The organism is Streptomyces sp. NPDC057137 (assembly GCF_042670825.1).
Taxonomy (GTDB): domain Bacteria; phylum Actinomycetota; class Actinomycetes; order Streptomycetales; family Streptomycetaceae; genus Streptomyces.
Window position 1 is genome coordinate 1 of record NZ_JBHUUW010000117.1, and the last position, 13,923, is coordinate 13,923.

Consider the following 13,923-nt stretch of genomic DNA (forward strand, 5'->3'; position numbering starts at 1 on the left):
GTACGCGCTCAGCGCGTACCGCCCCGGCTCAGTCCTGCCTGCCTTGTTCTCAGTCCTGCTTCTTACGACGCGTGCCGAACACGATCTCGTCCCAGCTCGGCACGGCGGCACGGCGGTTGGGCCGTACGCCGTCGGCCTCCGCCTGACGGTCCGTCGTACCGGTCAGCCGGTCGCGGTGGCCCGCCACCGAACGCGGCATCAGCACATCCGCGTACGCGGACCCCGCACCCGCCGAGGCGGCCGGTGCCACCGGCTCCTCCTCGGGCGCCTGACCGGGCTCGATGGCCGGCGGCTCGGGCGGCGAAGGCCGCTCCGGGACCACCATGTCGCCACGGAAGCTCGGCACCGCCTCCAGCAGGCTGGTCAGGGTGTCGCGCTCACTGGTGTCCTCGTCCGGATCCGGCGCGCCCGGGCGCTCCATCTGCCGTTCCAGAGCACGGTCGAGCGGCCGTTCACGATCCCTCGGCAGCCGCGCGATACGCGGTACGAACGGAAAGCTCGGCTCCTTCGTACCGACGGCGAGCGAGTCGTCCGTCTCACCGATCAGCGAACGGGCCTCGTCGTCGACGGCCTGTACGAGCCGCCGGGGCGGGTCGTACGTCCAGCTCGCCGAGTGCGGTTCGCCCGCGACCCGGTAGACGAGCAGGACTTCCCAGGTGCCGTCGTCGCGGCGCCACGAGTCCCACTGCGCGGTCTCCTTCTCGGCGCCGCGCATGAGGAGCCGCTCGTTCACCGCCTCGCCCAGCTGGGGACCGGTGTTCTCGCCGGGGCGGCGTACCGCCGTCTTCCTGGCGCGCTCGGCCATGAAGGCACGCTCGGCCAGCACGGGGCCCTCGAAGCGCCGGACCCGGTCGACCGGGATCCCGGCCATCTGGGCGACCTCTTCGGCGGATGCTCCCGAACGTATCCGCGCCTGGATGTCACGAGGCCTGAGGTGGCTCTCCACCTCGATCTCGATCTGGCCGAGGCGGGCACGGTCGTTGCGTACGGCCGCTCGCAGCCGCTCGTCGATGGGGAGCGTGTACTCCGTGCTGTCGGCAGCCTTGAGCACCAGTCGTGTGCCGTCATTGGAGACGGCCACGACACGCAGTTCGGGCATGGGGACCTCCCGGGTGGTGCCTGCCGACGTCACGTGCGTCGCTGCTTCCGCTAGTCGAGTGTGACCTGCCCGGGTGCAGCCTGCCACAACCTTGCCGAGTTGCCCGGCGTGTCGGGCATGGGCCCTGGAACGCCGTCATGACACGGTTGCCTGTTTGCGACACAGAGTGACAGACCTGGTCACTTTGCGTAGCAGGCGCCCGTGCGGTGCCATCGCGCCGCCGGATCGAGTGCCACTTCGGCCCCCTCCCGAAGACCCGGACACCTGTGAGGGAGTCCGGCCCCAGGGCTCGCCACAGTACTCCATTCGGGCCATCGGGGTGGACTGCCACGCCACCGAAGTTCTTCGGGGGTACGGCAGTTGAGGGGGTGTCCGTATGCCGTACGCGTGTCCCAATTCACACAATCTCCAGAAGCGGAACTATCCGATTCGCTCAAATGTCCCTTCCTGGTGCACGGTGGCACAGATGGGCAAGCAGAGGTCGGAGATGGATCAGAGGCAGAATCCGGGCATACGGACCGGCGAGGAGACCGCGACACAACGGCTCGAACTGAGCGTGCCGCAGGTCGCGGGCAGCGCGCTCGCGGCCATCGCCGCGGCGGTGTTCGCCTCCAAGCTCGGGGTGTACGGCACGATCATCGGCGCCGGTGTGGTGAGCGTGATCGCGACCTGCGGCGGCACGGTCTTCCAGCACCTGTTCCGGCGCACCGGCGACCAGATACGCGAAGTCTCGGTCCAGGTGAAGCCGAGGGCGCGCCAGGTGTACGACTCCGAGCCGGCCCCCGTCCCGGATCCGGCGCGCGCCGATCGGCCTCCCAAGGAGGCTTCCGCCCAGGGGCCCTTCGCCCGGAAGCCTTCCGCCCAGGACGAGTTCGGGGGAGCCACCACGTACGGCACACGGGTACGCGGCTGGAAGCGGCCCGTCGTCGCGGCCGCCGTCGTCTTCGCCGTGGCGATGCTCTGCATCACCGGCTACGAGTTGGCCGCCGGCCAGGATCTGAGCGGCGGCAAGGGAACGACGTTCAGCTCCGTCGTACGCGGCGGGGACAGCGACCGCGACTCCCGGCCCGACCGGCCGGCCGAGCCCGGGGGTGGCGGACCGACCCCCTCCGACGACGGCACGGGAAGCGGTACGGGCACCGACCCGGACCCCGGTACCGGCACCGACGGCACCCCGGCCCCGTCCGAACCGGGCGACGGGCAGAGCCCGAACACCCCGGAGACCGGCGGCCCTTCGACCGCTCCGTCCCCCGACACCTCGCAACCCGACGGCGGATCCGGCGACCCCGGGGGCCAGTCCGTCCCGCCCCCGCCGTCCACGGCCCCGACGCCGGGTCCGACCGGCTGACGACCAGAGGCGCTACCCGCCGATGACCCGCCGCAGATACGGATTCCCGAACAGCCGCTCCGGGTCCAGCCGGCCCCGTACGGCCGTGAACTCGTCGAAGCGCGGATAGACCCCGGCCAGATACGCCGCGTCCCGCGTGTGCACCTTGCCCCAGTGCGGCCGGCCGCCGTGCGCGGTCATGATCCGCTCCACCGCCGTGAAGTACGAGCGGTAGGGCGTGCCTCGGTACAGATGCACCGCGATGTACGCCGTCTCGCGCCCGGACGCCGTCGACAGCGGGATGTCGTCGGCGGGCGCGGTCCGCACCTCCACCGGGAAACTCACCCGCAGCGGTGAGCGCTCGATCATGGCCTTGACCTCGCGCAGCGCGCCGACCGCGGCCTCGCGCGGCAGGGCGTACTCCATCTCCACGAAGCGCACGCGGCGCGGACTGGTGAAAACCTTGTAAGGAATGTCCGTGTACGTGCGGGCGGACAGGGCGCGGCTGGAGACCCTGGCGATCGTGGGTATCGTCCTGGGCACCGCCCGGCCGACCGAACAGGCCACCTGGAACAGCCCGTTGGAGAGGAGTTCGTCCTCGATCCAGCCGCTGACCGTACCGGGAGGGGCCGCCGGGCCCGCGCTGCGGTTGTTGCGCTTGGTGTTGCAGTTGCCGGTGTGCGGAAACCAGTAGAACTCGAAGTGCTCGTTCTCCGCGACGAGCGCGTCGAAGTCGGCCGTCACCCGGTCGAACGGCATCGGCTCCTCGCGCGCCGTCAGCAGGAAGACCGGCTCCACGCCGAAGGTGATCGCCGTGACGACACCCAGCGCGCCGAGCCCGATCCGGGCGCTCGCGAAGATCTCCGGATTCTCGGTCGGCGAGCACGTCAGTACGGAGCCGTCCGCCACAACGAGTTCCAGCGCCCGGATCTGCGCCGCGATCGAGGCCGACTCACGGCCGGTGCCGTGCGTGCCCGTGGACGTCGCGCCGGCGACCGTCTGATCCATGATGTCGCCCATGTTGGTGAGCGACAGGCCCTCCCTGGCCAGGGCCTCGTTCAGCCGCTTCAGCGGGGTGCCCGCGGCCACGGTGACGGTGCCGGCCGTCCGGTCGATCTCCCGGATGCCGGTGAGCAGATCGGGCCGTATCAGCAGGCCGTCGGTGGCCGCCGCGGATGTGAACGAGTGCCCCGTACCGACCGCCTTGACCCGCAGCCCGTCCGCCGCGGCCGTACGGATCGCCTCGGCGAGTTCTTCCACGGAGGCGGGGGACAGGACGCGGGTGGGACGCGCGCTCACGTTCCCCGCCCAGTTACGCCAGGTGCTTGTCGCGTTCCTCGTCGTCGCCGCGCCTGTACCGGTGTTGGTCATCCCCGAGCCCCTCCCGATCCGTTGGCCGCTCCCGCAGCCTGCGGTGGCCCAGCAGCGCCACCAGGGCCGCGACCACTCCCGCCACGACGGGCACAGCGAACCCCGCCCGCGCCCCGGAGGCGTCCACCACCCAGCCCGCGGCGGAGGAGCCGAGCGCCACTCCGACGGCGAGTCCGGTACTGGTCCACGTCATGCCCTCGGTGAGTTCGGTACGAGGTACGTGCGCTTCGACGAGGGCCATCGTCGTCACCATCGTCGGTGCGATCGAGAGGCCGGCGACGAAGAGCGCCACGGCCAGGATCGGCAGGCTCCCGGCCAGTTGGAGGGGGATCATACTCACGGCCATCGCACAGACGCCCACCAGCCACCTCCTGGACGCGCTGCCCCGCAGATGCAGCAGCCCGAAGACGGCACCGGCGAGGCAGGAACCGAGCGCGTAGACGGCGAGCACGAGGCTCGCCGCCGTCTTGTTCCCCCGCTCCTCCGCGAACGCCACGGTCACCACGTCGATGGCCCCGAAGATCGCGCCGGTCGCCACGAACGTCACCACGAGTACCTGGAGACCGGGGGAGCGCAGCGCGGTACCCCCGGTGTGGTGCTCACGGGACTGCGGCACGGGCTCGGTGGCCCGCTGCGCCGTCAGCCAGAAGACCCCCGTCACCAGGAACACCCCGGCCAGGAGCGGACCCGCCTCGGGGAACCAGGCCGTGGACAGACCGATCGAGATGATCGGGCCGAAGATGAAGCACAACTCGTCGACGATCGACTCCCACGAGTACGCGGCGTGCAGCTCACGCGGCGACCCCCGGTAGAGCTCCGCCCAGCGCGCCCGGACCATCGACCCCACGCTCGGCACACAGCCCGCGCCGGCGGCGAAGACGAAGAGCGTCCACTCCGGGGCCGACTGCTGGGCGCACAGCAGGAGTCCGGCGACGGCCGTCACGGCGGTCAGCGCGGCGGGCCGCAGGACCCGCCGCTGGCCGTGCCGGTCCACGAGCCGGGAGATCAGCGGCCCCATCCCGGCGGCGGACATCGCGAGCGTCGCCGCCAGCGCGCCCGCCAGCCCGTAACGCCCGGTGAGCTGGGAGATCATCGTCACCACGCCGATGCCCATCATGGACAGCGGCATCCGGCCGACGAGACCGGCCGCGCTGAAACTCCGGGTGCCGGGCGCGGCGAAGATCGCGCGGTAGGGACTGGCCACGTGTCGCTCCGGTAGGCACTGTCGCGAGTGACGGCGCGAACGGCCGCTGGGCACTGGCGGTAAGGAATGAACAGGCGCAGACAGCTTACGGCCCGACGGTCCTCCGGCGCGCCTCGGTTTATCGCCCCTCAACCGCGGATGGCAGGATCGAGGCATGCCCGAACAGCGTGCGACTTCTCCATACGACGCCTTGCTCCTGCTGTCCTTCGGCGGCCCGGAAGGCCCGGACGACGTGGTTCCGTTCCTTGAGAACGTGACCCGTGGCCGGGGCATCCCCAAGGAGCGGCTCAAAGAAGTCGGGCAGCACTACTTCCTGTTCGGCGGGGTCAGCCCGATCAACGAACAGAACCGCGTCCTACTGAAGGCGCTGCGCGAGGACTTCGCCGAGAACGGCCTGGAACTGCCCGTCTACTGGGGCAACCGCAACTGGGCGCCCTATCTGACCGACACCCTGCGGGAGATGACCAAGGACGGCAGACGCCGCGTCGCCGTCCTGGCCACCAGCGCCTACGCCTCGTACTCCGGCTGCCGGCAGTACCGCGAGAACCTCGCGGACGCGCTCGCGACGCTGACGGACGAGGGCCTGGAGCCGCCCCGCGTCGACAAGCTGCGGCACTACTTCAACCACCCCGGCTTCGTACGGCCCATGGTCGACGGAGTGCTCGCGTCCCTCGCCGACCTTCCCGAGGACGTGCGCGCGGGGGCGCACCTCGCCTTCACGACCCACTCCGTCCCGCTGGCCGCCGCCGACACCTCGGGCCCCGTCGAGGACCACGGCGACGGTGGCGCGTACGTCGCGCAGCACCTCGACGTGGCGCGCCTGATCGCCGACACGGTCCGCGAGGAGACCGGCGTCGAGCACCCCTGGCAGCTCGTCTACCAGTCGCGCAGCGGGGCGCCGCACATCCCGTGGCTGGAGCCGGACATCTGCGACCACCTGGAGGCCGTGCACGGCGCGGGGGCCCCGGCGGTCGTCATGGTGCCCGTCGGGTTCGTCTCGGACCACATGGAGGTGCTGTACGACCTCGACACCGAGGCCACGGCGAAGGCCGCCGAACTGGGCCTGCCGGTCCGGCGTTCGGCCACCGTGGGGGCCGACGAGCGGTTCGTCGGCGCCGTACGCGATCTGCTCCTGGAGCGCGCGGCGACCGAGCGGGGGCGCGCGGCGGAGCGGTGCGTGCTCGGGACGCTCGGCGCGAGTCACGACGTCTGCCCGATCGGCTGCTGCCCCGCCAGGACGCCCCGCCCGGCCGCCGCCGGGGCCGACAGCCCGTACGCCTGAGTCCGCGACGCCTCACTCGGTGTACGTCCGACTCGGTGTACGTCCGACTCCCGCACGCCTGACGCCCGTCCCACCCGGTGCCTTCCCGAGGAGTGACCTGCCAGTGACCGACCCCGGTTCCGCGTCCGACACCGACACCGACGCCCTCACCGCCGAACTGCTCGCCCTCGCCCTGGAGGCCGCGCGCCGGGCCGGGGCGCTGCTGCGCGACGGCCGCCCCGCCGACCTGGGCGTGGCCGCGACGAAGTCCAGCCCCATCGACGTCGTCACGGAGATGGACATCGCGGCGGAGAAGCTGATCACGGGATTTCTGGCGGAGAACCGCCCCGACGACGGCTTCCTCGGTGAGGAGGGCGCGAGTTCGGCGGGCAGCAGCGGTGTCCGCTGGGTGATCGACCCGCTGGACGGCACGGTCAACTATCTGTACGGGCTGCCGACCTGGGCCGTGTCCATCGCCGCCGAACGCGACGGGGTCACCCTCGTCGGCGTCGTCGAGGCCCCGATGCGCCGCGAGACCTTCCGGGCCGTGCTCGGCGGTGGCGCGTACCTCAACGACCGGCCGGTGAGCTGCCGCCCCGCACCGCCGCTGGAACAGGCGCTGGTCTCGACCGGCTTCAACTACGTCACCACCGTCCGCACCCACCAGGCCGCCGTCGCCGCGCGGCTGATCCCGCAGCTGCGGGACATCCGGCGCGGCGGCTCCGCGGCCGTCGATCTCTGCGACGTCGCCGCGGGCCGGCTCGACGGCTACTACGAGCGCGGGCTGCACCCCTGGGACCTCGCGGCCGGCGATCTCGTCGCACGCGAGGCGGGCGCGCTCACCGGCGGCCGCCCCGGCGCCCCGGCCGACGGCGACCTCGCGGTGGCGGCGACGCCCGGCGTCTTCGAACCGCTCCAGGCACTGCTGGAGGAGTACGGCGCCTGGCACGACTGACCAGGTCCGCGCCCGGCGAGCACCCGGTCCGACCGGCCCCGGACAGGGAAGGACCCCGGCACCGTCCCATGGCGCCGGGGTCCTTCCTGCGGTCACACGTTCGCGGTGCCGAACTGAACGCCGTGCTCCGCGGCGAGGCGGTGCAGGTCGTCGAGCTCCTCCTGCTCGACCTCCGCGAGGAAGTCGTCGCCCGTCTCGCGAGCTCGTGTGAGATCGGATTCCGTGGTCCTTATACGCTGCAGAAGACCTGCGGTGAATGCGTCCATTGCGCCCCCTCGGCGTGGGTCGATGGCACGGGGGTGTGCCGACGTCGTGGTCAAGTGGCACCTGGAAGTGCCGACGGCGGTCGATCACGCACCACTCCCTCTGGGGGACAGAGCGGGTAGTGGCATGCCACGTAAGGGGCGTGATCTCGGGTGTGCACTCGTCATCCCCAGGGCGTGTACGGGAGAAACCTCCCGACATTCAAGAATCTTGCGTATTCCTTCCGTATGCCCGGTGGTCGGCATTGTCTTACCGCCGGTTTATGCGCGTAGCGGGCAGGATGGGCCCGCACAACCAGTGCTACGACCTGCCCGGTTCCCCGGATCTCCGGCGATGGGCCCAGAGGAAGGACAGCGACGTGCGCGTACTCGTCGTCGAGGACGAGCAGCTGCTCGCCGATGCGGTGGCCACCGGGCTGCGCCGGGAGGCCATGGCCGTCGACGTCGTGTACGACGGCGCCGCGGCCCTGGAGCGGATCGGGGTCAACGACTACGACGTCGTCGTGCTCGACCGTGACCTCCCGCTGATCCACGGTGACGACGTCTGCCGCAAGATCGTCGAGCTGGGCATGCCGACCCGTGTGCTGATGCTCACGGCGTCCGGCGATGTCAGCGACCGGGTCGAGGGCCTGGAGCTGGGAGCCGACGACTATCTTCCCAAGCCCTTCGCCTTCACCGAGCTGACCGCCCGCGTCCGGGCGCTCGGCCGCCGTACGACCGTCCCGCTGCCGCCGGTCCTGGAACGGTCGGGCATCAAGCTCGACCCGAACCGCCGCGAGGTCTTCCGGGAGGGCAAGGAGATCCAGCTCGCGCCCAAGGAGTTCGCGGTCCTCGAAGTGCTGATGCGCAGCGAGGGCGCCGTGGTCTCCGCCGAGCAGCTGCTGGAGAAGGCCTGGGACGAGAACACCGACCCCTTCACGAATGTCGTGCGCGTCACGGTCATGACGCTGCGCCGCAAGCTCGGCGAGCCCCCCGTGATCGTCACCGTGCCCGGCTCCGGTTACCGGATCTGATGCCCGTGGCAACCACACCGGCGCCGCCCACGGCGCCCCCCAAACCGACCTGGGACCCCAGACGGCCCGACCAGGCGCTGCCCTGGGTCCGGCCGACGATCCGGATACGTCTGACGCTGCTCTACGGCGGGATGTTCCTGATCGCCGGCATCCTGCTGCTGTCGATCATCTATCTGCTGGCGGCGCAGGCCATCAACGAGGGCAGCGAACTGGCCCTGAAGGTGACCGGGGACAACGTCCAGCTGATGAGCCCCACCTGTCCGGGTCTCAACGACGCCGTCAACAACGACCAGCTGAACGCGTCACTCAAGGCGTGCATGTCCGCCCAGCGCCAGCAGGCGCTCGACGACCTGCTCACCCGCTCGCTGTTCGCCCTGACCGGCCTGTCCATCATCGCTTTCGCGTTCGGTTACGCGATGGCCGGACGGGTCCTGTCCCCGCTGGGCCGGATCACCCGCACCGCGCGCCGCGTGGTCGGTTCCGACCTGGCCCGCCGGATCGAACTGGACGGCCCGGACGACGAACTGAAGGAGCTGGCGGACACCTTCGACGAGATGCTGGAGCGTCTGGAGCGGGCCTTCACCGCGCAGCAGCGCTTCGTCGCGAACGCCTCGCACGAGCTGCGTACGCCCCTCGCGATCAACCGGACACTGCTGGAGGTCCATCTCTCGGACCCGGCGGCCCCTGTGGAGCTCCAGCAGCTCGGCAGGACGCTCCTGGCCACCAACGAACGCAGCGAACAGCTGGTGGAGGGCCTGCTGCTGCTCGCCCGCAGCGACAACCAGCTCGTGGAGCGCAAGCCCGTCGAGCTCGCCGAGGTCGCCACCCGCGCCGTCGACCAGACGCGCGGCGAGGCCGAGGCGAAGGGCGTCGAGATCCGCGGTGAGCGCGCGCCGGCGGTCGTGCAGGGCAACGGGGTCCTGCTGGAGCGGATCGCGCTCAACCTCGTACAGAACGCCGTCCGCTACAACGTGAAGGAGGAGGGCTGGGTCGAGGTCACGACCATGGTCGAGCACGGTATGGCGGTGCTGCTGGTGTCGAACACGGGGCCGGTCGTTCCCGCGTACGAGATCGACAACATCTTCGAACCGTTCCGCCGCCTCCGTACGGAGCGGACGGGCAGCGACAAGGGCGTGGGCCTCGGCCTGTCGATCGCCCGCTCGGTCGCGCGGGCCCACGGGGGCCGTATCATCGCGGAGCCCCGCGAGGGAGGCGGGCTCGTGATGCGTGTCACTCTGCCGGTCTGAGTTTTCGTTCCGGATCGGAGCGAAGTTCGCTTTGCGCGGAATTTTCGGGACCCGTTCCCGGTTGGGCCGTGTGTGATCGATCACAGGGGCGGATTCAAGCCTCGCACTCTCTGTGATCAAGCCCCTTGCGGAAAGCCGGGAAAATCCGGGTTTCCAGGGGTCGGGATCACGGGAAGTACACGGGGTGGCGCCCGTGAAGTACGACATTCGGACCGTGTACGGTCCGGTTCGCCACCCAACGCCGATCACTCGGAAAGAGTCCGGTTGGGTGTCGATTGAGTAACAGACCTTGATGTGAGGCAAAATCTCCGCCTCAGGTCGGGCACAAGTCCGGCCTCTCACGCGTTACGCGCTGAGACACCGATGACACCCAGAGGGGGAGAAGCGACATGGCAACGGATTACGACACCCCACGCAAGACCGATGACGACGTCGATTCCGACAGCCTTGAGGAACTGAAGGCCCGTCGGAACGACAAGTCGACATCCGCGGTCGACGTGGACGAGTTCGAGCAGGCCGAGGGACTTGAACTGCCCGGGGCCGACCTCTCCAACGAGGAGCTGTCGGTTCGTGTACTGCCCAGGCAGGCCGACGAGTTCACCTGCATGAGCTGCTTCCTCGTACACCACCGCAGCCAGCTGTCCCGGGAGAAGAACGGTCAGCCGATCTGCCGCGACTGCGACTGAGGAGCGGTCGGCCGTGGCAGGTGACACACCGTCCAGGAAACGGCGTTTCCGGCGCAAGAACGCGCCGGAGGCGTACCAGAGCGGCCCGGGCCCGGCAGAAGGCGTCACGCCCGCTGCCGAGCACTCCGCTCTCCTGCCCCACCCCGGCGTATCCGACGACGACGGGCGAGGCCTCCCGGCCTCGCTCGAAGCGCCCCAGGGCGACCACGACGGGCCCGTGACCGGGGCCCGGCGCCTGGGAAAGGTCAAGCGGGGCATACAGAAGGGCGGCGCGAGCGCCAGGGCAGGGCTCGCGCATCTCGCCGACCGGATCATCGACAACGCTCCGCGCGTTCCCGTCCGTGATCTGGCCACGCTCCGTAGGCAGTTCCCGGGCCTGGGGCCCGAAGAACTCGCCGACAAACTCGTCGCGGGCGCGGCGAACAGCAGCTCCACGGTGGGCGCCGGTATCGGCGCTGTCGCGATGATGCCCGTACCGCCCGCGATGCCGGCCGAACTGGCCGCGGAGATCACGGCCGTCGCCGCGATCGAACTGAAACTCATCGCCGAGCTGCACGAGGTCTACGGCCAACGTCCGCCCGGCAATCTCAAACAGCGCAGCACCGCGTATCTGACCTCGTGGACCGAGGAGCGCGGCGTCGACATCACGAAGCCGGCGACCCTCAACTCGGCGCTCTCCGGCCGGATGAAGCGCGAACTGCGCCAGCAGATCATGAAGCGCACGATCCGCAGCCTGCCGAACCTGGTGCCGTTCATGATCGGCGCTGCCGTCGGCGCGATGATGAACCGTCGCGACACCCAGAAGGTGGCCGAGCGCATCCGTAAGGACCTGCGCGCCCGTCAGGTCTCCTGGGACGCCCTGCCCGCCCTGCCGCCGCTGGAACAGCCGAAGGTGCTGCCGCCGGAGCTTCCCAAGGAACTGGGCCACTAGGGCCGGCAGTCGGCCCGCTAGACCGTGCCCGGTGTTTCCGGCTCGGTCTCCCGCACCGCGTTCAGCGCCTTCGCGAGCGCCCTCGGGTTGCGGGTCGACACATAGACGTACGGCGTCGGGTCGGCCGTGTCGGTGACCTCCACCCGCAGCGCCGTCGGGATATAGCTGCGCAGCAGCATGAAGGCACGCGGATCGGCCTTGTGCATGCGCCAGGCGCGCGCCTCCTCACCGGCCAGCACCTCCGCCTCGCCGAGCGCCGCCACCGGGATCCGGGCATCGCCCGCGACCAGTGAGCCCGCCACGACGCGGATCCGCGCGGAGCCGTACGAACTGACCGCCAGGGCCGCCAGCAGCCCCGTCACGACCACCGCCCCGAGCATCGGCACCGTGCCCAGCGGCAACACGATGAGACCGCCCGAGAGCGCGACGAGAGCGGTGATCACCCACCATGACCCCGGTGCGGTGAGACGTTCGTCGTAAGGCGCCGCTGAATGCTCCATGGAGCCAAGCTTGGCACGGTGCGACCGGCGGGTAGCCGCGCGGGTAAGGTCTGCGCCTGTGAGTACTGCGCCCTCAGGAGGGAAAACCCCCCGTTCCGCCGCCCGGTCCCCGGCTCTGACGCCGCCGGCCGACGCCATAGCGCCGGTACGGCACCCGGAGGCCCCGGCCCCGGGGGAGTTGCTCGGTTCGCACTACGCGCACTGCTTCGGCTGCGGCGACGAGCAGCCTCACGGACTCCATCTCCAGGCCAGGGCCGGCGAGGGTGTCTCGATCACGGCCGAGTTCACGGTGCGGCCCGCCCACCAGGGCGCCCCCGGCCTCGCGCACGGCGGCGTCCTCGCCACCGCGCTCGACGAGTCGCTCGGGGCGCTCAGCTGGCTGCTGCGCGTGGTCGCCGTCACCGGCAAGCTGGAGACGGACTTCGTCCGCCCCGTACCCGTCGACACCGTGCTCTTCCTCAACGCCGAGGCCACCGCCGTGAGCGGCCGGAAGATCTTCTGCTCCGCCACCGGCCGGCTCGGCGGCCCCGACGGGCCCGTCGCGGTGCGCGCCGGCGCCCTCTTCATCGAAGTGAAGGTCGACCACTTCATCGACAACGGCCGCCAGGAGGAGATCCAGGCGGCCATGGCCGATCCCGACCAGGTCAGGCGCGCCCGCGCCTTCGAGGTGAACCCATGAGCCGTAACCCTGTCGACGTGCTGATCCGCCGGACGGACCCGGACGTGCCGCTGCCCTCGTACGGGCACCCGGGCGACGCCGGCGCCGATCTGGTCACCACCGAGGCCGCCGATCTCGCTCCGGGCGAACGCGCTGTGCTGCCCACCGGGGTTTCCATCGCGCTGCCCGACGGGTACGCCGCCTTCGTGCACCCGCGATCCGGGCTGGCCGCCCGCTGTGGAGTGGCCTTGGTGAATGCCCCGGGGACGGTGGATGCCGGGTACCGTGGGGAGATCAAGGTGATCGTGGTCAATCTCGATCCGCGCGAGACGGTGCGGTTCGAGCGGTTCGACCGGATTGCCCAACTGGTCGTCCAGCAGGTCGAGAAGGTGCGCTTCCACGAGGTGGCGGAGCTTCCCGGCTCGGCGCGGGCCGAGGGGGGCTTCGGGTCCACCGGCGGTCATGCCGCGGTGGGCGGTTCACAGGGCGGGAATCGATACGCATCGGTCGTATCCGACCGGGAAGGACAGTGACGTGTTCGGACGTCGCAAGAAGAGCGGTGCCGCCGATGACACGGCGGGCGAGGCCGAGCAGGTCGTCGACGACATCGACGACAACGACGCCGACGGCACGGAGGACGGGGCCGAGAAGCCCCGCCGGGTGAATCTTCCCCCGGCTCCCCGGCCCGACGGGCCGTGGGACATCTCCGAGGTGTCCAAGCCCGACGAGGGCCGGGTCGACCTGGGCGGCATCTTCGTCCCCGGGGTCGACGGAATGGAGCTTCGTGTAGAGGTGGCGGGTGACGCGATCGTCGCGGCGACCGTCGTCGTACGCGACAGCGCCGTACAGCTCCAGGCCTTCGCCGCTCCCAAGAAGGAGGGCATCTGGAGCGAGGTGCGCGAGGAGATCGCCTCGGGCATCACGCAGCAGGGCGGCATCATCGACGAGGTCGAGGGCCCGCTCGGCTGGGAGCTTCGGGCCCAGGTGCCCGTTCAGCTGCCGGACGGCACCGGAGGCGTACAGCTCGTGCGCTTCATCGGGGTCGACGGGCCGCGCTGGTTCCTGCGCGGAGTGATCTCCGGACAGGGCGCGGTGCAGCCCGAGGCCGCCGGACTGCTGGAGCAGATCTTCAAGGACACGGTCGTCGTGCGCGGCGAGGGCCCGATGGCGCCCCGCGACCCGATCGTCCTGAAGCTCCCCGACGACGCCCAGATGGTCGCCGAGGGCGTCCAGCAGGCCGAGGAGCAGGAAGGTTCACGCTTCGCCGGTGGCATGGGGCAGCTTCAGCGGGGCCCGGAGATCACCGAGGTGCGCTGATCCGAGGACCCGGGGGTTCGCCCTCGTCGCCTCTCCGGGGACGCCCGGACACATCTCGACACGCGCCGGTGGGCCGCGCTCCCGTGACAGG

General features: G+C 70.7%; 15 protein-coding genes. 10 read left to right on the forward strand and 5 right to left on the reverse strand.

The window, feature by feature from the left end:
- Positions 1–49: 49 nt before the first annotated feature.
- A complete protein-coding gene (gene sepH, locus ACFT9I_RS39230) occupies positions 50–1,099 on the reverse strand; it encodes a septation protein SepH (RefSeq protein ID WP_382572464.1) in 1,050 nt (349 codons plus the stop codon).
- A gap of 487 nt (positions 1,100–1,586) precedes the next feature.
- Here sepH and ACFT9I_RS39235 point away from each other — a divergent pair, with 487 nt between their 5' ends.
- Positions 1,587–2,447, forward strand: coding sequence for a hypothetical protein (locus ACFT9I_RS39235; protein ID WP_382572465.1), 861 nt, complete (start codon positions 1,587–1,589; stop codon positions 2,445–2,447).
- Between the two features lie 12 nt (positions 2,448–2,459).
- Here ACFT9I_RS39235 and ACFT9I_RS39240 read toward each other — a convergent pair whose 3' ends face one another.
- A complete protein-coding gene (locus ACFT9I_RS39240; protein WP_382572468.1) occupies positions 2,460–3,797 on the reverse strand; it encodes a D-arabinono-1,4-lactone oxidase in 1,338 nt (445 codons plus the stop codon).
- Complete coding sequence (locus ACFT9I_RS39245) at positions 3,739–5,001, reverse strand: MFS transporter (RefSeq protein ID WP_382572471.1); 1,263 nt, start codon at positions 4,999–5,001, stop codon at positions 3,739–3,741. The genes ACFT9I_RS39240 and ACFT9I_RS39245 overlap by 59 nt, the downstream gene beginning before the upstream one ends.
- 154 nt (positions 5,002–5,155) lie before the next feature.
- On the opposite strand from ACFT9I_RS39245, the gene ACFT9I_RS39250 reads away from it, so the two are divergent.
- Both ACFT9I_RS39250 and ACFT9I_RS39255 read left to right on the forward strand, forming a co-directional pair.
- Complete coding sequence (locus tag ACFT9I_RS39250; protein ID WP_382572474.1) at positions 5,156–6,283, forward strand: ferrochelatase; 1,128 nt, start codon at positions 5,156–5,158, stop codon at positions 6,281–6,283.
- 103 nt (positions 6,284–6,386) lie between these two features.
- The gene (locus ACFT9I_RS39255; RefSeq protein WP_382572477.1) at positions 6,387–7,217 is read left to right on the forward strand and encodes an inositol monophosphatase family protein; all 831 of its coding nucleotides are present in this window, start codon (positions 6,387–6,389) and stop codon (positions 7,215–7,217) included.
- Between the two features lie 92 nt (positions 7,218–7,309).
- Here ACFT9I_RS39255 and ACFT9I_RS39260 read toward each other — a convergent pair whose 3' ends face one another.
- A complete protein-coding gene (locus ACFT9I_RS39260; protein ID WP_023538151.1) occupies positions 7,310–7,483 on the reverse strand; it encodes a hypothetical protein in 174 nt (57 codons plus the stop codon).
- A gap of 356 nt (positions 7,484–7,839) precedes the next feature.
- Between ACFT9I_RS39260 and ACFT9I_RS39265 the strand changes: the two genes are divergently transcribed.
- The 4 genes from ACFT9I_RS39265 to ACFT9I_RS39280 all read left to right on the forward strand — a co-directional run bounded on the left by ACFT9I_RS39265 (position 7,840) and on the right by ACFT9I_RS39280 (position 11,357).
- Positions 7,840–8,493 (forward strand): response regulator transcription factor, encoded by a 654-nt coding sequence (locus tag ACFT9I_RS39265; RefSeq protein WP_354608608.1) that lies wholly within the window; start codon positions 7,840–7,842, stop codon positions 8,491–8,493.
- Between the two features lie 5 nt (positions 8,494–8,498).
- Complete coding sequence (locus ACFT9I_RS39270; RefSeq protein WP_382572480.1) at positions 8,499–9,740, forward strand: sensor histidine kinase; 1,242 nt, start codon at positions 8,499–8,501, stop codon at positions 9,738–9,740.
- 389 nt (positions 9,741–10,129) lie between these two features.
- On the forward strand, positions 10,130–10,426 hold the full coding sequence (locus ACFT9I_RS39275; RefSeq protein ID WP_023538148.1) for a DUF4193 domain-containing protein: 297 nt from the start codon (positions 10,130–10,132) through the stop codon (positions 10,424–10,426).
- Between the two features lie 13 nt (positions 10,427–10,439).
- On the forward strand, positions 10,440–11,357 hold the full coding sequence (locus ACFT9I_RS39280) for a hypothetical protein (RefSeq protein WP_382572483.1): 918 nt from the start codon (positions 10,440–10,442) through the stop codon (positions 11,355–11,357).
- A 17-nt stretch (positions 11,358–11,374) separates the two neighbouring features.
- Here ACFT9I_RS39280 and ACFT9I_RS39285 read toward each other — a convergent pair whose 3' ends face one another.
- The gene (locus tag ACFT9I_RS39285; RefSeq protein WP_382572485.1) at positions 11,375–11,857 is read right to left on the reverse strand and encodes a DUF3093 domain-containing protein; all 483 of its coding nucleotides are present in this window, start codon (positions 11,855–11,857) and stop codon (positions 11,375–11,377) included.
- 58 nt (positions 11,858–11,915) lie between these two features.
- Here ACFT9I_RS39285 and ACFT9I_RS39290 point away from each other — a divergent pair, with 58 nt between their 5' ends.
- The 3 genes from ACFT9I_RS39290 to ACFT9I_RS39300 are packed head-to-tail and all read left to right on the forward strand — an operon-like array spanning position 11,916 to position 13,832.
- Positions 11,916–12,536 carry a PaaI family thioesterase gene (locus ACFT9I_RS39290; protein ID WP_382572488.1) on the forward strand — a complete coding sequence of 207 codons (621 nt, stop codon included), beginning with the start codon at positions 11,916–11,918 and terminating at the stop codon, positions 12,534–12,536.
- Positions 12,533–13,048: a dUTP diphosphatase gene (dut, locus tag ACFT9I_RS39295; protein ID WP_354608604.1), complete on the forward strand. Its 516-nt coding sequence runs from the start codon at positions 12,533–12,535 to the stop codon at positions 13,046–13,048. The genes ACFT9I_RS39290 and dut overlap by 4 nt, the downstream gene beginning before the upstream one ends.
- 1 nt (position 13,049) lies before the next feature.
- Entirely contained in the window at positions 13,050–13,832 is a 783-nt protein-coding gene (locus tag ACFT9I_RS39300; protein WP_382572490.1) for a DUF3710 domain-containing protein, read from the forward strand.
- Positions 13,833–13,923 lie beyond the last annotated feature (91 nt).